Consider the following 21,635-nt stretch of genomic DNA (forward strand, 5'->3'; position numbering starts at 1 on the left):
TTCATGCGCAATGACAGCCGCCTTTCACGCATGCTGCACGTGCTGATCCACATGGATCGGCATGAGCATTCTGCGACCTCCGAGATGATTGCAAAGATGCTGAACACCAATCCCGTGGTCGTCCGCCGCACCATGGCTGGCCTTCGTGAACAGGGCTATGTCCGTTCCGAAAAAGGGCACGGCGGGGGCTGGACGCTGGTGCGGCCTTTGTCGGAAATCACCCTGCTCGATGTCTACCGCGCCATCGGCGAACCACATCTTTTCGCCATCGGCCCGGCCGACGATCAACCGAAGTGCCTTGTGGAACAGGCCGTGAATGCCGCCCTCGAGGATGCGATGAAGGAGGCACAGGCCCTGCTCCTGCGGCGATTGGGCAGCGTGACGCTGGACGAAATCGCGGCCGACTTCGAAGCTAAATTTGCCGCGGTCTCGGCTACGTCCTATTCCTGCGCCTCATAAGCGCGGATCATTTCCTGCGGTAGAGAAAATAGCGCCCCTCTTTGATGCCGCCGGGCAAAGGCAGAGGCAAGAGCTCGGGATGTTCCAGCGGCAGGCCGCTGACGGCAATGCCGTGATGGGTAAGCACGCCGGCCATCAGCTGCGGCAGCCAGGTCAGCGTCACGGCATCGATCTCGTCATGACCGGTGCCGATATCGGCATGGGCGAGCGCGGCATTGATCCCGAGGAACGTCTGGCCGGTATCGCGGATATTGCCTGTCACCATATTTTCGGCCGGCGGCGTGGAGGCGGAATAGGATCGTATTTCCCAATCGAAGGCGATGATGCGCCGGTCAAAAAAATGCTCGCGCAGATGGTCGTAGGTGCGGCCATTGCCGAGGCCGAATTCGAGCACCGGCCCCTCCACCTCTTCCACAAGATCGATGATGGCATTGAGAATATCGCGTTGAGCCGTCAATCGGCGAATGAAGCTATCGAGGCGGCTCATCTTATCCTGTCCGTCATAAAATATGTCAGCGGTGCTACCATATCGATGCGGTGCAAGTCGATTGCCCGAAACGCAAATTGCCGTTGCAGCGGTAACACGGGTCTGTGATAAACTCGGCCCATGAACGAGATGTCCAACGACGCATTCTTCGCCAACGTGCCTGTTTTCAGCGACTTCGAAGGCGTGACCGATGAGAGCAATTACCGGCCGCTGCCCGAAGGGTGGGTGCTGGCTATGGCCGATATCGTCGGCTCGACCAAGGCGATCGCCGGCGGGCGCTACAAGGACGTGAACATGGCCGGCGCCAGCGTCATTTCCGCGGTGCTGAATGCCGTCGGCAAGGGCGACTATCCTTTCGTCTTCGCTGGTGACGGCGCGCTGATCGCCTTGCCCGCTTCGCTTGAGAAGGAGGCGCGCGAAGCGCTTGCCGCGACACAGGCCTGGGTGAAGGAGGATCTTGACCTTGATCTCCGTATCGCCATCGTGCCGATCGCCGATATCCGCGCTGAAGGTCTCGATGTGCGCGTCGCCCGCTATTCGGCAAGCCCCTTTGTCACCTATGCGATGTTTTCCGGCGGTGGCACGATCTGGGCCGAGAAGAACATGAAGATGGGATGGTACGGCGTCGAAAAGGCCGCACCCGGCGCTCGCCCGGATCTGAACGGTCTCTCCTGCCGCTGGAGCCCGATCGAGGCGCGCAATGGCGAGATCGTCTCGATCATCGCCGTGCCCGGCGACGACGGTCCAGGGCCAGAATTTCAGGCTCTTGTCGCCGGCATCGTTTCCATCACGGCAGAACAGAACCGCGGCGGGCATCCGGTGCCCGAAGATGGGCCGGAGCTTGCCTTCTCGATGAAGGGCATCAATCGCGAGGTGAATGCCACCGCACCTGAGGGCAAACGCCTGCGACAAAAGCTCTTCATCCTCCTGCAGATCGGACTGACCGTTTTCCTGCACAAATTCGGCATCACTTTCGCGCATTTCAACGCGCGCCGCTATAAGAAGGACGTCTCCGGCAATTCGGATTTCCGCAAATTCGACGACGGGCTGAAGATGACCATCGATGTCGACGCCGCCCACCTCGCCCGCATCGAGATACTGCTGAAGCAGGCCCAGCAGGAGGGTGTGGCGCGCTACGGCCTGCACCGCCAGTCATCGGCACTGATGACCTGCTTCGTGCCGACGCCACTGTCGCGTGACCACATGCACTTCATCGATGGCGCAGCCGGCGGCTATGCCGTCGCCGCCAGCCAGATCACCGGCAAGCAGCTTTCCGGCGTGCTCGTTACGCCTTGATGACGTGATCGCCCGAGAGGCCGAGCCGGCTTAAGACGTTTCGGGTGTCGACAATCAGTCTGGCGTTTTTCGAAAGAGCCGCATAGTCAATCATGTCGTGATCGGTCGCGATGAGAACCGCGTCGTATCCTGCAATGGCTTCCGGTCTCAGTTCGACGGATTTCCGGCCCTTCAGCGCTTGATATTCGCGCGTCTGTGGAATTTCCGCGACGAAGGGGTCATGATAATCCGCCTTGCCGCCGCGCTCCTCGATGATTTCGATCAGACGCAGCGACGGGCTTTCCCTGATATCGGCAACGTTCTTCTTGTAAGCGAGGCCAAGCACGAGGACGCGTGAGCGGCTGAGCGCCTTACCGGCCCGGATATCCAGCGCCTCGGCCAGTTTGCCGACGACATAGCGCGGCATCGCCGAATTGATCTCGCCGGCAAGCTCGATGAAACGGGTCGGCAGCTCGTATTCGCGCGACTTCCAGGTGAGATAAAAGGGATCGATCGGAATGCAGTGGCCGCCGAGACCGGGACCGGGATAGAAGGGCATATAACCGAACGGCTTGGTCTTGGCAGCGTCGATGACTTCCCAGACATCGATGCCCATTGCCGCGTAGACGGTCTTCAGCTCGTTGACGAGTGCGATATTGACCGAGCGGAAGATGTTTTCGGTTAGCTTGACTGCTTCCGCCGTCGCATTGGAGGAGACCGGAACGACGGTCGAGACGGCTGTCCCGTAGAAGGATTTCATCAGCGACAGGGCTGCCGCACCATCGCCTGCAACGACCTTCGGGATGGTCGCGGTGTGGTAATGCTGGTTACCGGGGTCTTCACGCTCCGGCGAGAAGCCGACAAAGAAGTCGGAACCGGATTTCAGCCCGGTCTCTTCTAGAATGACCTTTACGATATCGTCTGTGGTACCCGGGTAGGTAGTCGATTCCAGCACGATGAGCTGGCCCGGCCGCAGATGGGCGGCAATCGACCGCGACGTGGCTTCCACGAAAGAAAGATCGGGATCGCGATGTTTGGTAAGCGGCGTCGGCACGCAGATGACGATCACATCACAGTCCGAAAGGCTGGCGAAATCGGTCGTCGAGAAAAAACGCCCCGCATCGATCTCGGCCGTCAGCGCCTCGTTCGTCACTGCATCGATGTACGAGCGGCGGGCATCCAGTGCGACGATCTTCTTGGGGTCGATATCGAAGCCGGTCACGGCAAAGCCGCTGCGTGCCACAGCCATCGCCAGCGGCAGGCCGACATAGCCAAGGCCGATAATGCCAGCGCGCGCCGTGCGGGCCTCAATCTTCTTTGAAAGCGTCTCGAAGGTGGAAGAGCGTGCGTCCAAGGCCATGCCTCTTGCGAAAAGTGAATCCGAACGCTGATCTAATGCATGATCGCGGCAAATTAAACCCAGCCCCTTCGCAGTGTCTGACCATGCCGCGCCTTGGATTCATTAGCCGGGTGTGGCGGAAATGACTCGGGACCGCCGGTCCCGGCAACCAGGACGCACAAAAAAATGCGTATCCCATTGTTTCGCACTTCCGGCGTGCCTATTTTGGCAACTGATAATGAACCACTTTGCAAAGATTGCTCGCCCGTTTCCAGGAGGTCGGAAGCCGGCGGGTGTCAGTGCCGGGTCATCGGCACATCGTTGACACGATAATACCGCTCGTACATCCTGAATTCTTTGCGATCTGCTCACCGTGAATGGGCAGGTCCGGGTTGTTTTTGTCTTTGGGGATGGACGTGCGACATGAGGATAATACCAAGAATGAGCACGATCGAATCCAGCGTATCCTCCATTTTGTTGGACCGTGTTGCTGAATGGCTGACGAATTCTTCGCTGGCCGGTGACGACCTTGAAAACATCGTGCGCGGTTTCTGCGAGCGGCTTGCGGCCGCCGGATTGCCACTTGCGCGCGTCCACCTGACCTTCTCGATGCTGCATCCGCTCTACGACGCACTGAGCTTCACCTGGAAGCGCGCCAGCGGTGTCACCATCGAGGGCTTCCGCATGCCGGCCGGCCAGAAGCCGGACCGTTTCCTGCAGAGCCCTTATTTTTATCTTCTCGACAACAATCTGCAGCATATCCGCCGCCGCATCATGGCGGAGGGGCCGAGTGAATTTCCGATCTTCGAGGATTTGCGCCAGGAAAAAATCACTGATTATCTTGCCTTCGTGCAGCCCTTCGGCGATGGATCGGCGCAGGGCATGATGGGTTCCTGGTCGACCGACAGCCCGGCCGGATTTTCAGACGACATGATCGACGCGCTGCTGCGCATGCAGAACCATCTGGCGGTCGCCGCCAAGATGGCTGTGCTTGCCAAGCTCGCCAACAATATGCTGACCACCTATCTCGGCGGCGATRCCGGCAAGCGCGTGCTGAACGGCCAGGTCCGCCGCGGCGATGGCGAGACGATCCGTGCCGCCCTTGTCATGGCGGATATGCGTGAATCCACCATGTATGCCGAAAAGGAAGGCCGGCAGGCCTATATCGATACGCTCAACCAGTTCTTCGATGCGATCGCCGCACCCTTCAACCGCAACGGCGGTGAAATCCTGAGCTTCCTCGGCGACGGCTTCCTGGCCGTCTATCCCTGCGGTCGCCACAAGGACCCGTCGAAGATCGCCTGCGAGGCAGCGCTTTCCGCCGTGCATCATGCGCAGGCGCGTGTTGCCGAACTGAACAAGGATCGCGAGACGAAGGGGCTTCCGAAGATCGGCTACGGTATCGGCCTGCATGTCGGCAACGTCATGTTCGGCAATGTCGGCCTGAAGGATCGGCTTACCTTCTCGGCCTTCGGTTCGGCAGTGAACGAGGTGCAGCGCCTGCAGGTGCTGACGAAGAAATACACTCGGGAGGTCGTCGCGAGCCAGRCCTTTGCCGGCTATTGCGGCGGCGAATGGATCACGCTCGGCGAAGAAAAGCTGCGCGGCATCCGTCAGAAGGTGACGGTGCTCCAGCCGCGGGCCCCGGCATCTGCCATTCACGTCGACGAAGGCTTCCGCGAATCCGTTCAGAACGGCCTTTCGGAAGCCGAACAGGTCATCATGCTTCACCGCGACAAGAAACAGGTAAAACGCCCGCCGATCGAAAAATTCATTCAGTAACCGCGCGCGAACATTGCAGCCGCTTCAGCCGCTGCGCCGCACATCAGAACCTTCGCATCAAGCGCCCTGTAAAATGGGCGCCATGTGCCATTTTTTCCCATGTCTGTCATCAACTGGACACCCCGTTTACGGTACGATAGTGTGCCTTAACGGGAACACATAAGGACTGGGGAATTTCATTGGTATGGCGTCTGCTGCCGATCTGTTGCGTGTTGAGAATCTGGATGTCGCCTTCTCCGTTTTCGGCGACCGGCTGCGCGTCGTAAAGGAAGCCAATCTCCGCATCCTGCCGGGGAAAGTGACTGCCCTCGTAGGCGAAAGCGGCTCTGGCAAATCCGTCATCAGCCAGGCGATCATGGGCATCCTACCGGCACCCGCCCATGCGAGCGGCCGTATTCTATTTACCGATCCGCTGGACGGCAAGGCGACCGATATCCTGTCGCTTTCGCGTGACAGTGCCGAGATGCGTGACCTGCGTGGCCGCCGCATGGCGACCATCTTCCAGGAGCCGATGACGTCGCTCTCACCGCTCCATACGGTCGGCAACCAGATCAGCGAAGTATTGCTGATCCACACGGATGCCGACAAGAAGGAAGCGCGCGAGCGCACCGAGGAAATGCTCGGCCTCGTCGGCTTTTCCAATCCGAAGCGTACTTACGACATGTATCCGTTCGAACTTTCCGGCGGCATGCGCCAGCGCGCCATGATTGCCATGGCGCTGATCTGCAAGCCGGCACTGCTGATCGCCGACGAGCCGACCACGGCGCTCGACGTGACGATCCAGGCGCAGATCCTCGAATTGCTGCGCGACCTGCAGGCCAAGCTCGGCATGGCCATGCTGCTCATCACCCACGACCTCGGTGTCGTCGCCAATATGGCCGACGAGGTGGTGGTGATCTATCACGGCGAGATCATGGAAGCAGGCCCCGTCGAAGCCATCTTCCGCAATCCGCAGCATCCCTATCTCAAGGCCCTGATGGCCGCTGTTCCGCACTTTGACATGAAGCCAGGCGAGCGGCTGAAAGCGCTTCGCGAGGTTCCGGTCAATCTGGAATCGCTGATCGGCAAGAAGAAGCCGGTCGAGAAGGAAGCGCCGGGCGTGCTGCTCTCCGTTGCCAACCTTTCCAAGACCTACAAGACGCGCAAGCGCGGCTTTTTCGGTGGGCAGGAAGCAGTCGTCGTGCATGCTGTCGACGATGTCAGCTTCGATATCCGCCGCGGCGAGTGTCTCGGACTGGTCGGCGAATCCGGCTGCGGCAAGACGACGGTCAGCAAAATCCTGATGCGCGCAATTACCCCGGATAGCGGGGCGGTCGTCTTCAACGACGGCAAGGAGGTCATCGATGTCCTCTCCGTCAAGGGTTCGGAACTGCAGGACCTGCGCACCAAGATCCAGATGGTGTTCCAGGATCCGGTCTCCTCGCTTTCGCCGCGCATGACAGTTCGCAATATCCTGAGCGAACCGCTGGAGATTCATGACCGCGGCAACAGCGCCGAGCGCAAGGCCAAGGTCGAGGGGTTGATGGGCGCAATCGGCCTCGACCGTCGCTATCTCAACCGCTATCCGCACAGTTTCTCCGGCGGCCAGCGCCAGCGCATCGGCATTGCCCGCGCCCTCGCCCTCGGCCCCAAGCTCGTCATCCTCGACGAACCGGTCTCGGCCCTCGACGTCTCGGTGCAGGCGCAGATCCTCAATCTGTTGAAGGACCTGCAGAAGGAGCTGGGGCTCACCTACCTCTTCATCTCGCACAACCTCGCAGTCGTCGATTATATGGCCGACCGCATCGCCGTCATGTGCAGGGGCCGCATCGTCGAAATCGCACCGCGCGAGATCATCCTGCGCAATCCGGTTCACCCCTATACGAAGTCATTGCTTGCCGCCGTTCCCTTCCCGGATCTCGACAGGCCACTCGACTTCAAGGCGCTGCAGGAAAACGGAGCGGCCGACAAGCAGAACTGGGGGCCTGTCTTCCGGGCCGACCACGATGACGCCTCCGAACTCGCTTATGCCGATCTCGGCGGCGGCCATCTGGTGCGCGCCCGCAAGGGCGCCGATGCTAAGGAGCTGGTCTGATGGTAACTCGCCGCATCTTTCTCGGCGGCCTGATCGGTTCGGCCATCGCGCCTTCGGTGCTGCGGGCTCAACCGATCGCCGAGCCAGAATTTTTGAAGGCCAGGGTCGCTGACGGCAGCTTGCCGCCAATGGCAGAGCGCATTCCGACTGAGCCGCGTATCGTCAATCTCAAGGAGATGGGCCGCGTGCCCGGCACCTATGGCGGCAATGTGCGCACCATCATCGGCGGCGTGCGCGATATCCGCTACATGACGGTCTATGGCTATTCGCGGCTGGTCGGCTACGACACGAAGTTGCAGTTGCAGCCCGATATCCTGCGGGACTTCACCTCGGAGAATGACACGGTCTTTACCTTCCGCCTGCGCGAGGGGCACAAATGGTCGGACGGTCACCCCTTCACGGCGGAAGCCTTCCGCTACTGGTGGGAAGAAGTCATCCTCAACAAGGAACTGACGCCCGGCGGCGGCGCTCTGGAGCTGCGTCCTCACGGCTCCCTGCCGCGCTTTGAAGTGCTCGACGAACTGACTGTGCGCTATAGCTGGGACAAGCCTAACCCGGTTTTTCTGTCGGCGCTTGCCGGGCCTCTGCCGCTCGTCATCTATGGCCCGGGCCATTACCTGAAGCAGTTCCACAAGGGCTTTCAGGACAAGGCCAAGCTTGAAGAGCTGATGAAAAAGAACCGCGCCAAGAAGTGGGCCGATCTGCACATCAAGATGGCCCTCGCTTCTCGGCCCAACAATCCCGAGCTGCCGACGCTCGATCCCTGGCAGAACCGCACGGCTCCGCCGGCCGATCAGTTCATCTTCGACCGCAATCCCTTCTTCCACCGCGTCGACGAGAACGGCATGCAGTTGCCCTATCTCGACCGCTTCATCCTCAATGTCTCGTCTTCGTCTATCATCGCCGCCAAGGCGGGTGCTGGCGAATCCGATTTGCAGGCGACCGGCATCGACTTCAACGACTACACTTTCCTGAAAGAAGCAGAAAAGCGCTTCCCGGTGAAGGTCGATCTCTGGAAGATGGCGCGCGGCTCGCGCATCACACTGTTGCCGAACCTCAATGTCGCCGACGAAGCCTGGCGCGCGCTCTTTCGCGACGTGCGCTTCCGCCGGGCCTTGTCGCTGGCGATCGACCGGCACGAGATCAACATGGTCGCTTTCTACGGCCTCGGCAAGGCGAGTGCCGATACGGTGTTGCCCGAAAGCCCGCTCTTCAAGCAGGAATATGCCGACGCCTATGTGAATTTCGACCCTGACACGGCCAACAAGCTGCTCGACGAACTCGGCCTCGACAAGCGCGACAGCGATGGCATCCGMCTGCTGCCTGATGGACGCCGCGCCGAGATCACCGTCGAGACAGCCGGCGAGAGCAATCTCGACACGGATGTTCTGGAACTCGTGCACGATCACTGGGCCAAGATCGGCCTGGCGCTCTTCACCCGCACCTCGCAGCGCGACGTCTTCCGCAATCGCGCCATGAGCGGCTCGATCATGATGTCGATCTGGTACGGGCTGGATAACGGTGTGCCAACCGCCGACATGTCTCCCTATGGACTAGCCCCTACGCTGGATGACCAGCTTCAATGGCCGCTCTGGGGCATGTACTATCTTTCGGCCGGTCAGGAAGGCAAAGCTCCCGATCTGCCGGAGGCGGCCGAGCTTGTGGATCTCCTGAACCAATGGGGCGCAAGTGCTACGACGGAAGAGCGTGAGGTTATCTGGCACAAGATGCTGTCCCTCTATACCCAGCAGGTCTTTTCGATCGGCCTCATCAACAGCACTCTGCAGCCGATCCTCACGTCCGCCAAGATGCAGAACGTGCCGGAGCACGGGCTTTACGGCTTCGATCCGACCTCCTTCCTCGGCGTCTACATGCCGGACACCTTCTGGTTCAAGGAGGCCTGAGCAATGATCCGCTATATCCTCTGGCGTATCGCCGCCATGGTGCCGACCCTGCTCGTGATATCGGCGCTGGTCTTCGTCATCATCGAACTGCCACCGGGTGACTTCTTCGAAAGCCAGATCGCCGAACTGCGCGCCCAGGGCGAGACTGCAAACCTGCAGGAAATCGAGGAACTGCGCCATCAATACGGTTTCGACCAGCCGGAGATCGTGCGTTACTTCTTCTGGGTCGGCGGGATGCTGCATGGCGATTTCGGCTATTCCTTCGAATATCAGCTGCCGGTTTCTGACGTTGTGGGCGACCGCCTGTGGCTGACGATCCTCGTCTCCTTCTCGACCATCCTTCTCACCTGGCTGATCGCCTTCCCGATCGGCATCTATTCGGCGACCCATCAATATAGCTGGGGCGACTACGGACTGACTTTCTTCGGCCTGCTCGGCATCGCCATCCCGAACTTCATGCTGGCGCTGATCCTGATGTATTTCGCCAATGTCTGGTTCGGACTCTCCATCGGCCATCTGATGGATCAGCAATATCTGAACGAGCCGATGAGCTGGGCGAAGGCGAGGTCGATTCTTTCTCACCTCTGGATCCCCGTCGTCATCGTCGGAACGGCCGGCACAGCCGGCATGATCCRTCGCCTTCGCGCCAACCTGCTCGACGAGATGCAGAAGCAATATGTGACGACAGCGCGCGCCAAGGGCCTGCATCCGGTGCGCGCACTCATCAAATATCCGCTGCGCATGGCGCTCAACTTCTTCGTCGCCGATATCGGCTCGATCCTGCCGTCGATCATTTCGGGCGCGGAGATCGTCGCCATCGTTCTGTCGCTGGAAACCACGGGGCCGATGCTCATTAAGGCACTGCAGAGCCAGGATATGTATCTTGCCGGCTCGTTCCTGATGTTCCTCGCCTTCCTGAACGTCATCGGCGTGCTGATTTCCGATATCGCGCTCGGCTTCCTTGATCCCCGCATCCGTCTGCAAGGCAGGAGCACCAAATAATGTCGCCCCTACCCGCTCCCGGTGCACCGCTGCCGCATTATGTTTCCACCGCCCCGTTCGATCCGATCGCAACGGAGACGATGACATCTGCGCAGTCTCGTATCCACCTCGCCTCGCAGAAGCAGCTCATGTGGTGGAAGTTCAAGCGCCACAAGCTGGCGCTTGCATCCGGCATTTTCCTCGCCGCCGTCTACTTCATGATCCTGATCGTCGAGTTCCTGGCACCTTACGGACTGCATACCCGCAACGTCGATTTCATCCATTCGCCGCCGCAGCGCGTCCGTCTTTTCGACAGCCAGGGCAATTTCGTCGGCCCCTTCGTCTATGGCCGGCAGATGACGCTCGATATCGACACCCTGCACCGTCTCTATACCGACAAGCAGAACGACATCCAGCCGATCCGCTTTTTCTGCCGCGGCGATGGCTACAAGTTCTGGGGACTCGTCGCATCCAATTATCATCTCGTCTGCCCTGCGATCGGCGGGCAGATGTTCCTGCTCGGCACCGACCGTCTCGGCCGCGACGTGCTTTCGCGCATTCTCTAYGGCGCCCGTATCTCCCTTACCATCGGGCTGATCGGTATTTCCATCAGCTTTGTGCTCGGCATCGTCATCGGTGGCCTCGCTGGTTATTGGGGTGGCATCTTCGACCTCATCGTCCAGCGCCTGATCGAAGTGCTGCAATCACTGCCCTCCCTGCCGCTCTGGATGGCACTTGCCGCCATCATGCCGGTGACATGGAGCCCAATCGTCATCTATTTCGGCATCACCGTCATTCTTGGCATCATCGACTGGACAGGGCTTGCCCGCGCCGTACGCTCCAAGCTTCTGGCGCTGCGTGAGGAAGATTATGTCCAAGCAGCCCAGCTCATGGGTGCCAGCACGCCCCGTGTCATCGGCCGGCATCTCGTGCCCGGCTTCATGTCGCATCTCATCGCATCCGCCACCATTTCCATTCCGGGTATGATCCTTGGTGAGACGGCGCTCTCCTTCCTCGGCCTCGGCCTGCGGCCGCCCATTACCAGCTGGGGCATTCTTTTGACAGAGGCCAAGAGCGTCAGCGTCATCGCCTTCTATCCGTGGCTGCTGTTTCCGATCGTTCCGGTGGTGCTGGTGATTTTGGCGTTCAATTTTCTGGGAGATGGCTTGCGCGATGCGGCAGATCCCTACAAATAGCGTCGAGTTCGGCCGGGTGCTTCGCGTCCGCCGCCTCGTGGCCTCCGATTTACGGGGGTGGTAGAAGTATGTCGTCCACCTCAGAGGGCACACACATGGCCAGACGCCTCGAAGATGCACGCATCCTCATGTACAGCCACGATACATTCGGCCTCGGCCATTTGCGCCGATGCCGCGCGATCGCCCATGCTCTCGTCGAGGACTATCGCGGCCTGAACATCCTGATCATATCAGGCGCGACGATTGCCGGCGCTTTCGATTATCGTGCCCGCGTCGACTTCGTGAAGATCCCGAGCGTCATCAAGCTTCGCAACGGCGAATATACGTCGCTTGCCAGCCACATCGACCTGCACGAGACGATGAAGATGCGCGAATCCAGCATTCGCCATACGGCGGAGACCTTCCAGCCCGACATCTTCATCGTCGACAAGGAGCCGATGGGTCTGAAGGGCGAGGTCGAGGAAACGCTTGCCTATCTGAAGGCGCGCGGCACCATTCTGGTGCTGGGTCTGCGCGAGATCATGGACGCGCCGCATCTGCTCGAAGCCGAGTGGAAGAAGAACAGCGTGATGCAGAAGATCGATCAATATTACGATAGCATCTGGGTCTACGGACCGCCGGATTTCTACGACCCGCTTGTCGGCCTCGACGTGCCCCCGARTGTTCGCCGCAAGATGGATTTCGTCGGCTTCCTGCAGCGTAGTGTCTCCAAGGGCAAGAACTCGCTGAACGCCCGCAAGGACGACTATATCCTTGTCACGACCGGCGGCGGTGGCGATGGCTCCGATCTCGTTCACGACGTGATGAATGCCTATGAGGCCGACGAGACGCTGACGCAGAAGGCACTTGTCGTACTTGGTCCGTATATGCCGGCGGCCGAACGTGCAAAGCTGGTGAAAAAAGGCGAGCAGATCCCCTATATCGAGGTAATCGAGTTCGACAATCACATGGAAGAGCTGATCGACGGCGCGACCGCCGTCGTCGCCATGGGGGGCTACAACACCTATTGCGAGATCCTCTCCTTCGACAAGCCGGCGCTCATCGTACCGCGCGTTGCCCCGCGCGAGGAGCAGCTACTACGCGCCCGCCGCGCCAGCGAACTCGGTCTCGTCGACATGCTTCTGCCTGAGCAGTCGGGCGACCCCTCCGTCATGGCCGAGACGCTGAAGCGCCTGCCTGCGCGACTTCCGCCATCGAAGAGCGGCTGCAATATGCACCTTGAGGGGCTGGATCATATTTCCCGCACCGTCGGCACATGGCTGGATAGCCGCGGACGCCATCTTTCCCTCGTCGGCGCAGAATAAAGAGCCATCCTTTGCCGCCACGTCGCAAGATTCTCGTCGTGCTGAAAGGCTATCCCCGCCTTTCGGAAACCTTCATTGCCCAGGAATTGCTAGGCCTCGAAAAGGCCGGCTTCGACCTGACGCTGATTTCCATGCGCCGGCCGACCGACAAGAAGCGTCATCCTGTCCATGACGAGATCAAAGCGCGCGTCGTCTATCTCCCAGAATATCTGCACGAAGAGCCGATCCGCGTGCTGAAGGGCCTCCTTGCCGGCTTTTCGAAACCCGGTTTCGGCGCGCTGATGAAGCGTTTCCTTGCCGATCTGCCGCGCGACATTTCCCGCAACCGCTTCCGCCGGCTCGGCCAGGCGCTGGTGCTGGCGCGCGAATGGCCTGACAACGGCGAGTGGCTGCATGCTCATTTCATCCATACGCCAGCTTCGGTGACGGAATATGCGAGCATTCTGACAGACACGCCCTGGACCTGCTCGGCCCATGCCAAGGATATCTGGACTTCACCCGACTGGGATCTCGGCCAGAAGCTCGGAAGCGCCCGCTGGGCGGTCACCTGCACCCGCAGCGGCTACGAGCATATGAAAGCGCTGACGGGGCGCCAGAATGCGGTACATCTGAGCTATCATGGCCTCGACCTCGCCCGCTTCGGCCATTTCGCCGGCGAGCGCTCGAACCGTAACGGCAGCGATCCCGCCGACCCCGCCTTCATCCTCAGCGTTGGTCGGGCGGTGGAAAAAAAGGGCTACGACGTGCTGCTGCGCGCGCTTGCCCTGCTGCCCGGGGAAATCAACTGGCGCATGGACCATATCGGTGGTGGCGAGGAGCTTTCCAAGCTGAAAAAGCTTGCCGCTGAACTCGGCCTTGCCGATCGCATCACCTGGAAGGGTGCACTGGCGCAGGACGACGTGCTCGATCACTATCGCCGCGCCGACCTCTTCGCGCTCGCCTGCCGCATCGCCGCCAATGGCGACCGCGACGGTTTGCCGAACGTGCTGGTCGAGGCTTCCAGCCAGCGGCTCGTCTGTCTCTCTACCAACGTCTCCGGCGTGCCGGAACTGCTGAGCGACGGCGAAAACGGTCTGGTCGTGCCGCCCGAAGATCCGGCAGCCCTTGCAAAGGCGCTCGAGATGGCGATCCGCAATCCCGATCTGCGCGAGCGGCTGGGCGATGCGGCGGAGTCGCGCGTGCGCGACCATTTTGATTATCATTCCAGCATCCGGCAGCTGAGCGGCCTGTTCGAAGCAGAATGGCAGAAGGCGTCATGAGAGCTCCCCGCATCTTCTTTTATGTTCAGCATCTGCTCGGCATCGGTCATATTGCACGCGCCAGCCGCATCGCCAATGCGCTGGTGAAGGATGGCTTCGAGGTCACCGTCGTCACCGGCGGCCTGCCAGTACCTGGCTTTCCAGGCGAGGGTGTCAAGACGATCGAGCTGCCACCCGTCGTTGCCAGCAATATCGGCTTTTCCGGCCTTGCCGATGTCGATGGGCAGGCTGCGGGCGAAGAGTTTCTTTCCAGGCGACGCGACCTGCTTCTCAAAGCCTTTGAGGAAGCAAGGCCTGATGTCGTCATTATCGAGGCCTTCCCGTTCGGCCGTCGGCAGATGCGCTTCGAATTGCTGCCGCTGCTCGATGCGATTGAGACCGTCGAGCCGCGGCCGAAGCTCTTAAGTTCGGTGCGCGACATCCTGCAGGAAAACCGCAAGCCCGGCCGCGACGAGGAAACGGTCAAGCTGATCAAGGACCATTTCGACGCCGTGCTCGTGCATGGCGATCCTGAATTCGTGCGCCTGGAGGACACTTTTCCGTTCACCGTCGAGATCGCCGACCGGCTGCGCTATACCGGTCTCGTTGCTCCGCCGCCGGCACCGGAACCATCCGAGACATTCGACATCATCGCTTCGGCGGGCGGCGGCGCCGTTGGGCTGGAGCTGATGCGCGCCGCGCGCGGTGCGGCCGCACTCCTGCCTGCCGATATCAGCTGGCTGCTGATTACAGGTCCCAACCTTCCCGCAGCCGATTTTTCCGCATTGTCTGAATATGCGCCTGCCAATGTCACCCTGGTGCGGTTCCGCAAGGACTTCCCCTCGCTGCTGCGTGGTGCGAAAGTCTCGATCTCGCAGGCCGGCTACAACACGGTGGGTGATCTCTTACGCACCCGATGCCACTCGATCCTCATCCCCTTCATGGCGGCCGGTGAGACGGAGCAGACCGTGCGCGCCGAACGGCTGCGGGCGCTTGGTCTTGCCGAAATCCTCCCGGAGGACGGGCTGACCGTCGACGATGTCAAGGCTGCGGTCGAACGGGCTCTTGCAGCACCGTTGCGTCCGGCCGTTTCCCTTAATCTCGACGGAGCGGCAAAAAGTGCGGCCATCATTCGCTCAATGATCGGCTGAAACCCTCGCCTATTCTAAAATTCATGTGATATAAGAAAATTTCCGGCGAGAATCGGCGTTTCGACATTAGTCCGCTCCGCCTTGTTTTCGTTGCGATATCGGCGGTCTGACTGCATGGTCCTGTACTCGGAGATTCTCCCTTCCCCAGCATCAGGATCGCTGTACGGACTTTCCCCACAGTCTGACGGTTAGCCATGGAAAAAAGCCTCGCGCGCTACATCTGGAAGAACACGCGGCTGCAGCAGCTCTGGATTCTGCTGGTCGTCGCAGCCTCCATGGTGCCCTACTTTCTATCCTTCGACCTGCCGAAGCAGATCGTCAACGGACCTATTCAGGGTGACGGCTTCGAAGGGCCGGGTGCGCGACAGACATTCATGCACATCGCCTACGACATCCCGCTGATCGGCCATGTCGAATTCTTCAAGGGCCTGGAGCTCAACCGCTTCCAGATGCTGATGGCGCTGAGCCTCGTCTTCCTTGCGCTGGTGGTCCTGAACGGCCTCTTCAAGTTCTATATCAACACCTATAAGGGCCGGCTCGGCGAACGCATGCTGCGCCGCATCCGCTTCGAGCTTATCGATCGCGTGCTGCGCTTCCCGCCCTCCCATTTCAAACGGGTGAAATCGGCCGAAATCGCCACCATGATCAAGGACGAGGTGGAGCCGATGGGCGGCTTCACGGGTGACGCCTTCGTCTCACCCGCCCTGCTTGGCGGTCAGGCGATTACCGCGCTGGCCTTCATCATCATCCAGAATTTCTGGCTGGGCATGATCGCGGCGGGCATCGTCGGCGTGCAGGCCATCGTCATTCCCCGCATGCGCAAGCGTCTCTTGGAACTCGGCCGCCAGCGCCAGCTGACAGCGCGTGAACTTTCGGGACGCGTGGGCGAGATCGTCGACGGCATCGGCACGATCCACGGCAACGACACCTCCAATTTCGAGCGTGCCGATATCGCAACCCGCCTCGGCCGCATCTTCTCGATCCGCTACGACCTTTATCAGTGGAAGTTTCTGGTTAAGTTCATCAACAACTTTCTCGCCCAGGTCACGCCCTTCCTGTTCTACGCAATCGGCGGTTATCTGGCGCTGCAGGGCCGGCTCGACATCGGTCAGCTCATCGCCGTCATTTCCGCCTACAAGGACCTGCCCGGCCCGCTGAAGGAGCTGATCGACTGGGACCAGATGCGCCAGGACGTGCAGGTCAAGTATGCGCAGGTCTACGAGCAGTTCAATGTCGAGCCGCTGATCGACAGCCGCATCCAGGAGCTTGCAACGGCGCCGATCGCGCCGCTGACGAGCGCCTTCGTCGTCACAAACCTCTCTGTCAGCGACGACAGCGGCGCACGCCTCGTCGATCACGTCTCTGTCGAGATCAAACCGAACGAGACAGTTGCGATCGTCGGGCCGAACGGCAGCGGCGCGGAGGCCTTCGCCGAAGCGCTCGGCCGTCTCGTCTGGCCGGATTCCGGCCGCATCACCATCGACGGACAGGATCTACTGGATCTCCCGGAATCGATCACCGGCCGGCGCATCTCCTATGCGGCCGCCGACAGCTATTTCTTCCACGGCACGCTGCGCGACAACCTGGTCTACGGCCTCAAGCATGCGCCGATGAAAGAACCTGAATATGATGACAAGACCGCCCAGGAATACAAATGGCACGTGGCGGAATCGCAGAAGGCCGGCAATCCGACGCTCGACCTCAACAGCGACTGGGTCGACTACGGCGCTGCCGGCGCAAATGGACCTGAAGACCTGCTGAAGGCGATCCGGCCGGTACTCGACGCAGTCATGATGTCGCAAGACATTCTGGATCTGGCGTTGCGCTCGACCGTCAATACCGAGGTTCATACAGCGCTCGGTAGCCATATCGTCGAACTCAGGACGTCGCTGCGTGAGCGGCTTGCCGGGGAAAACCTCGACGCGATCGTCGTGCCCTTCGATTTCGACGCTTACAATACGCAGGCAACCGTCGGCGAAAACCTGCTCTTCGGTACGATGAAGCGGCCGCTGATGAACAACCGACGACTTGCCGGCCATCCCTATTTCCAGCAGCTCTTCCGCGATACAGGGCTCAGCACCGATCTCTATGCTATGGGCCTGGAAATTGCCGAGAACGCGGTGGAACTCTTCCACGACMTGCCGCCGGACCACCCCTTCTTCCAGCAGCTCACCTTCATGACGGCGGATGRCATTCCGACCTACCAGGCGCTGCTGCAGAAGCTGCAGGGCAAGCGCTTCGAGGATGCGACGCCGGAAGACCGGGCAAGCATCATCCGTCTGAGCTTTGCCTATATCGAACCACGGCACCGCTTTGGTCTACTGACCCAGGCGCTGACGGACAAGATCGTCAGTGCCCGCAAGCAGTTCCATCAGAATATCCCCGACGACCTCGCCGAACTGATCGAGCGTTATGACATCAGCCGCTTCACGGCCTCCGCAAGCCTGATGGACAACGTGCTCTTCGGCCGAATCGCCTATCAGCAGGCCGATGCCTCCGACCGCATTCGCCTCATCATGGGTGAGCTCTTCGATGCGCTCGATCTCTATGACGATGTATTGTCTATCGGCCTTGAATTTGACGTCGGTTCCGGCGGCAAGCGCCTGACTGGGGTGCAGCGGCAGAAGCTCAATCTTGCCCGCGCGCTGCTCAAGCGCTCCGACTACTTCATCTTCAACCGGCCGATCCCCGCGCTCGACCAGCGCATCCAGGACCAGATCACCCGCAACATCATCGAAGGCCTGCACGAGGAAGGCAAGCGCCCGGCGATCATCTGGGTGTTGTCAAACGCCAAGCTCGCCGAAATCTTCGATCGGATTCTGCTCTTCGATCGCGGCGATCTTGCCGAGGCGGGCAACTATCCGGAACTTTCCGAGAAAAACGGGATGTTCAAGGAACTGTTATCGTAATATTCTATTGGGGCGGCAGAGACGGCGCCCGCAAGGTGCTTGGAGTTGGTTTTTAGCGCATGATCACGGACCATGCGGCAGGGGATTGTAACGCTCATGCTGTTGAGAGATGAAGTCGAAATGCTGCGGCGGGTGCCGATCTTCTCGAGGATCGCACCAGCGAAACTCAAGCTCTTGGCCTTCACTTCCGACCGCATGACGTACCACGTCGGCCAGAACCTGTTCCGACAGGGCGACGTCGGCGACGCCGCCTATGTCGTACTGTCAGGCACGGCCGATATCATCGTTTCCTCGCCTGCCGGCGAGATCAAGGTTGCCGATGTCGAGGTCAATTCTATCGTCGGCGAAATCGCCATTCTCTGCGACGTCTCGCGTACGGCAACCGTGCGTGCGACCTCTCCGCTCGAAGTCCTGCGCATCAGCAAGGAACATTTCCTCAAGCTTCTGAGTGATTTCCCGGAAATGGCCGTGGAGATCATGCGCGTGCTCGCCGACCGTCTCAACCACACGACCGCCGAACTGACCGCCGCGCGCGCTGCCAAGCAGCCGCAGATGGCGCAATAACGCCCGAAAATAAGATCCCAAACAAAAGGCCCGCCGGGTTTCCCAGGCGGGCCTTTTCGTTATGCCTATGCGCTATTCGCGCTGTTCCAGCGCCCGGCTGAAGGCAAGAGCCGCCAGCGTGCAGATCGCGCCCGAGAGCAGGTAGTAGCCGACGAAGGTCAGGCCGAACTGGCTTGACAGGCTGAGCGCGACCAGCGGTGCGAAGCCGGCACCGATCAGCCAGGCAAGGTCGGAGGTGAAGGCCGCACCGGTGTAGCGATAGCCGCGCCCGAAACGCGACGATRTCGAGCCGGTCGCCTGGCCGAAGGAAAGACCGAGCACGCCGAAGCCTATGATAACGAAGGCGTCATGACCGCTGTTGCCGGCGCCAATCAGGAACGGACCGATGAAGCTGAAGATCGCAATGAGCACAGCGCAGATCGCAAGCTGCGCGCGACGGCCGATGCGGTCGGCGATCATGCCCGAGGCGATGATGGCGACGAAGCCAACCATGGCGCCGATAACCTGCACCACCATGAAGGCGCCGATCGGCTGGTTGCCGTAAAGGCTCATCCAGCCGAGTGGGAAGATGGTGACGAGGTGGAACATGGCAAAGCTTGCCAGCGGCACGAAAGCACCGATCAGGATATCGCGGCCGTGGACGCGCAGCACGTCGAGGATCGGCGCGGCTTCAAGCTCATGCTGCTCAAGAAGCGTGCCGAATTCCTTGGTCATGACAAGGCGAAGGCGGGCGAAGAGTGCGACGACGTTGATCGCAAAGGCGACGAAGAACGGATAACGCCAGCCCCATGAGAGGAAGTCTTCCGGGGAGAGGTTTGCGACGAAGTAACCGAACAGGATGCTCGCCAGCGCAAAGCCGATTGGTGCGCCGAGCTGCGGGATCATTGCGTACCAGCCGCGATGATTCGGGGGCGCATTGAGCGCCAGAAGCGAAGCAAGGCCATCCCATGCGCCGCCAAGCGCGAAGCCCTGGCCAAGTCGGAAGAGTGCCAGCAGGGCGATCGACCAGTAGCCGATTTCATCATAGCCCGGCAGGAAGGCGATCGACGCCGTCGAGCCGCCGAGCAGGAAGAGCGCGATCGTGAGCTTCGTGCCGCGCCCGTACAAACGGTCGATCGTCATGAAGACGACCGATCCGACGGGGCGAGCAAGGAAAGCGAGCGAGAAGATTGCAAAGGAATAGAGCGTGCCTGTCAGCCGATCCGGTGCGAAGGGAAAGACGAGCTGCGGAAAGACGAGTACGGATGCAAGGCCGTAAACGAAGAAATCGAAAAATTCCGACATGCGACCGATCACCACGCCGACCGCGATACTGCCGGGCGAAACCGGCTTGTCGTCGTGAATGCGCCGCGCATCCCTTTCCAGCGATGAAGATGATGGTCCTAAATGTCTGGCAGTAGCCATATGAAACGCCTCCCTCGTTCAAGGTGCCTGTGACAAAGCACCCCAAGCTGATCTTGTTCCATCTTTGCAGCTTATCAAGTCCGATTACGCAAATAGTTTTCCCGAATTCTCAAAAATCAATGCGGCCGAAAAAATCGCCCAATACACCGGCCGACCTATTCCAGAGTTTTATTGGGCAAAGCCTTACATTTCGGATATACAAAAATCGACGCCCGCCAAATTCCTTCTTGATTTCATCAGGATTCAACGGCGTCAGGGAGGCTGACTTCTCCCGCAGTGCAAAATGCGTGTTGCACTGCGACCAAAGACCTCATATCGCTGCGCGTGCCAGTGCTTTAGTCGGCAATCGAACGAAACAAAAAGAGCTTAGAGACGTGCAAAAACTGTCAAAGTTTTCCCGCCTTCTACTGATCTTGCCGCTGTTTTTTTTGGCAGGATGCAACCTGGTGGTCATGTCGCCTTCGGGTGATATCGCCACCCAACAGCGTGACCTCATCATCGTCTCCACGGTGCTGATGTTGCTGATCATCATTCCGGTGATCTTTCTCACGCTGTTTTTCGCCTGGCGCTACCGGCGCTCCAATACGGCCGCGAACTACGCGCCCGAATGGCATCATTCCACGCGCCTCGAAATCGTGATCTGGGCCGCGCCGCTCGCCATCATTATTGCGCTCGGCGCCATCACGTGGATTTCCACGCATAAGCTCGATCCCTACCGCCCGCTTGACCGTATCGATGCGGACCGTGCCATTCCGGCAGATACCAAGCCGCTGACCGTCGAGGTCGTGGCACTCGACTGGAAATGGCTATTCTTCTATCCCGACCTCGGCATTGCGACGGTCAATGAGCTCGCAGCTCCCGTCGACATGCCGATCAGTTTCAAGATCACCGCCTCCTCGGTGATGAWCTCCTTCTTCATTCCTGCCCTTGCTGGCCAGGTCTATGCCATGCCCGGCATGCAAACGAGATTGCACGCCGTCATCAACAAGGAAGGCGAGTATGACGGTTTCTCCGCAAATTACAGCGGTGAAGGCTTCTCGCACATGCGCTTCAAATTCCACGGCCTGAACCAAGAGGGTTTCGACGCCTGGGTGGCGCAGGTCAAGCAGCGCGGCACGATGCTCAATCGCGACACCTATCTGAAGCTCGAAAAGCCGAGCGAGAACGAGCCGGTGCGCTATTATGCCGGTGCCGATGCCGACCTTTACGACGCGATCCTCAACATGTGCGCCACGCCCGGCAAGATGTGTGCAGGCGAGATGATGCACATCGACATGATGGGCGGCGGCGGCAAGGAAAGCCAAGAAAACCGCGAAAAGCTGACCTACGACAACCGCCATGCGGACGAAGGCATCGTTGCACCTGCGGCAACCGTGCCCGCAACCGGGGCTCCCGCGCGAAGCGAGCCGGCCAGGAACAGCGGCGGCGACATGCAGGACATGCCCGGAATGGACATGCAGCATGAGGGTCACTCCATGCCTGGCACGAGCAACGGCGGCGATCCGGCGCCGGCGCAGCTCAACAATAACAATTAACCTGGCGCTTTGCGTCGCAAGACATAATGAACG

At 60.1% G+C, this 21,635-nt stretch carries 16 protein-coding genes; 13 read left to right on the forward strand and 3 right to left on the reverse strand.

Features of this window, described 5'->3' with window-relative positions; translation table 11 throughout:
- Positions 1–3: 3 nt before the first annotated feature.
- The gene (locus AC1D35_RS18640) at positions 4–459 is read left to right on the forward strand and encodes an Rrf2 family transcriptional regulator (RefSeq protein ID WP_113307940.1); all 456 of its coding nucleotides are present in this window, start codon (positions 4–6) and stop codon (positions 457–459) included.
- Positions 460–466: 7 nt separating this feature from the next.
- Here AC1D35_RS18640 and AC1D35_RS18645 read toward each other — a convergent pair whose 3' ends face one another.
- On the reverse strand, positions 467–946 hold the full coding sequence (locus AC1D35_RS18645) for a class I SAM-dependent methyltransferase (protein WP_477939447.1): 480 nt from the start codon (positions 944–946) through the stop codon (positions 467–469).
- A gap of 120 nt (positions 947–1,066) precedes the next feature.
- On the opposite strand from AC1D35_RS18645, the gene AC1D35_RS18650 reads away from it, so the two are divergent.
- Positions 1,067–2,242 carry a DUF3095 domain-containing protein gene (locus tag AC1D35_RS18650; protein WP_477939449.1) on the forward strand — a complete coding sequence of 392 codons (1,176 nt, stop codon included), beginning with the start codon at positions 1,067–1,069 and terminating at the stop codon, positions 2,240–2,242.
- Here the strand turns inward: AC1D35_RS18650 and AC1D35_RS18655 are convergent.
- Positions 2,232–3,575: a nucleotide sugar dehydrogenase gene (locus AC1D35_RS18655; RefSeq protein ID WP_477939451.1), complete on the reverse strand. Its 1,344-nt coding sequence runs from the start codon at positions 3,573–3,575 to the stop codon at positions 2,232–2,234. The genes AC1D35_RS18650 and AC1D35_RS18655 overlap by 11 nt on opposite strands.
- Positions 3,576–4,001: 426 nt before the next feature.
- On the opposite strand from AC1D35_RS18655, the gene AC1D35_RS18660 reads away from it, so the two are divergent.
- The 10 genes from AC1D35_RS18660 to AC1D35_RS18705 all read left to right on the forward strand — a co-directional run bounded on the left by AC1D35_RS18660 (position 4,002) and on the right by AC1D35_RS18705 (position 18,663).
- Entirely contained in the window at positions 4,002–5,342 is a 1,341-nt protein-coding gene (locus AC1D35_RS18660; RefSeq protein WP_477939453.1) for an adenylate/guanylate cyclase domain-containing protein, read from the forward strand.
- Between the two features lie 184 nt (positions 5,343–5,526).
- Positions 5,527–7,416: an ABC transporter ATP-binding protein gene (locus tag AC1D35_RS18665; RefSeq protein ID WP_477939455.1), complete on the forward strand. Its 1,890-nt coding sequence runs from the start codon at positions 5,527–5,529 to the stop codon at positions 7,414–7,416.
- Positions 7,416–9,320, forward strand: coding sequence for an ABC transporter substrate-binding protein (locus tag AC1D35_RS18670; RefSeq protein ID WP_113296877.1), 1,905 nt, complete (start codon positions 7,416–7,418; stop codon positions 9,318–9,320). Before AC1D35_RS18665 ends, AC1D35_RS18670 begins: the two co-directional genes overlap by 1 nt.
- 3 nt (positions 9,321–9,323) lie before the next feature.
- On the forward strand, positions 9,324–10,322 hold the full coding sequence (locus AC1D35_RS18675) for an ABC transporter permease (RefSeq protein WP_477939457.1): 999 nt from the start codon (positions 9,324–9,326) through the stop codon (positions 10,320–10,322).
- Complete coding sequence (locus AC1D35_RS18680; RefSeq protein ID WP_162747080.1) at positions 10,322–11,497, forward strand: ABC transporter permease; 1,176 nt, start codon at positions 10,322–10,324, stop codon at positions 11,495–11,497. The genes AC1D35_RS18675 and AC1D35_RS18680 overlap by 1 nt, the downstream gene beginning before the upstream one ends.
- 95 nt (positions 11,498–11,592) lie before the next feature.
- On the forward strand, positions 11,593–12,801 hold the full coding sequence (locus tag AC1D35_RS18685; RefSeq protein ID WP_477939459.1) for a glycosyltransferase family protein: 1,209 nt from the start codon (positions 11,593–11,595) through the stop codon (positions 12,799–12,801).
- A gap of 11 nt (positions 12,802–12,812) precedes the next feature.
- Complete coding sequence (locus AC1D35_RS18690; protein WP_477939460.1) at positions 12,813–14,060, forward strand: glycosyltransferase family 4 protein; 1,248 nt, start codon at positions 12,813–12,815, stop codon at positions 14,058–14,060.
- A complete protein-coding gene (locus AC1D35_RS18695; protein WP_477939462.1) occupies positions 14,057–15,190 on the forward strand; it encodes a glycosyltransferase family protein in 1,134 nt (377 codons plus the stop codon). Before AC1D35_RS18690 ends, AC1D35_RS18695 begins: the two co-directional genes overlap by 4 nt.
- Positions 15,191–15,384: 194 nt before the next feature.
- Positions 15,385–18,099, forward strand: coding sequence for an ABC transporter transmembrane domain-containing protein (locus AC1D35_RS18700; protein WP_477939464.1), 2,715 nt, complete (start codon positions 15,385–15,387; stop codon positions 18,097–18,099).
- A 96-nt stretch (positions 18,100–18,195) separates the two neighbouring features.
- Complete coding sequence (locus tag AC1D35_RS18705) at positions 18,196–18,663, forward strand: Crp/Fnr family transcriptional regulator (protein ID WP_113296884.1); 468 nt, start codon at positions 18,196–18,198, stop codon at positions 18,661–18,663.
- Between the two features lie 72 nt (positions 18,664–18,735).
- Here AC1D35_RS18705 and AC1D35_RS18710 read toward each other — a convergent pair whose 3' ends face one another.
- Complete coding sequence (locus AC1D35_RS18710; RefSeq protein ID WP_477939466.1) at positions 18,736–20,067, reverse strand: MFS transporter; 1,332 nt, start codon at positions 20,065–20,067, stop codon at positions 18,736–18,738.
- 374 nt (positions 20,068–20,441) lie between these two features.
- On the opposite strand from AC1D35_RS18710, the gene cyoA reads away from it, so the two are divergent.
- Complete coding sequence (cyoA, locus tag AC1D35_RS18715; protein WP_477939489.1) at positions 20,442–21,602, forward strand: ubiquinol oxidase subunit II; 1,161 nt, start codon at positions 20,442–20,444, stop codon at positions 21,600–21,602.
- Positions 21,603–21,635 lie beyond the last annotated feature (33 nt).

The organism is Rhizobium sp. P1_E6 (assembly GCF_056405875.1).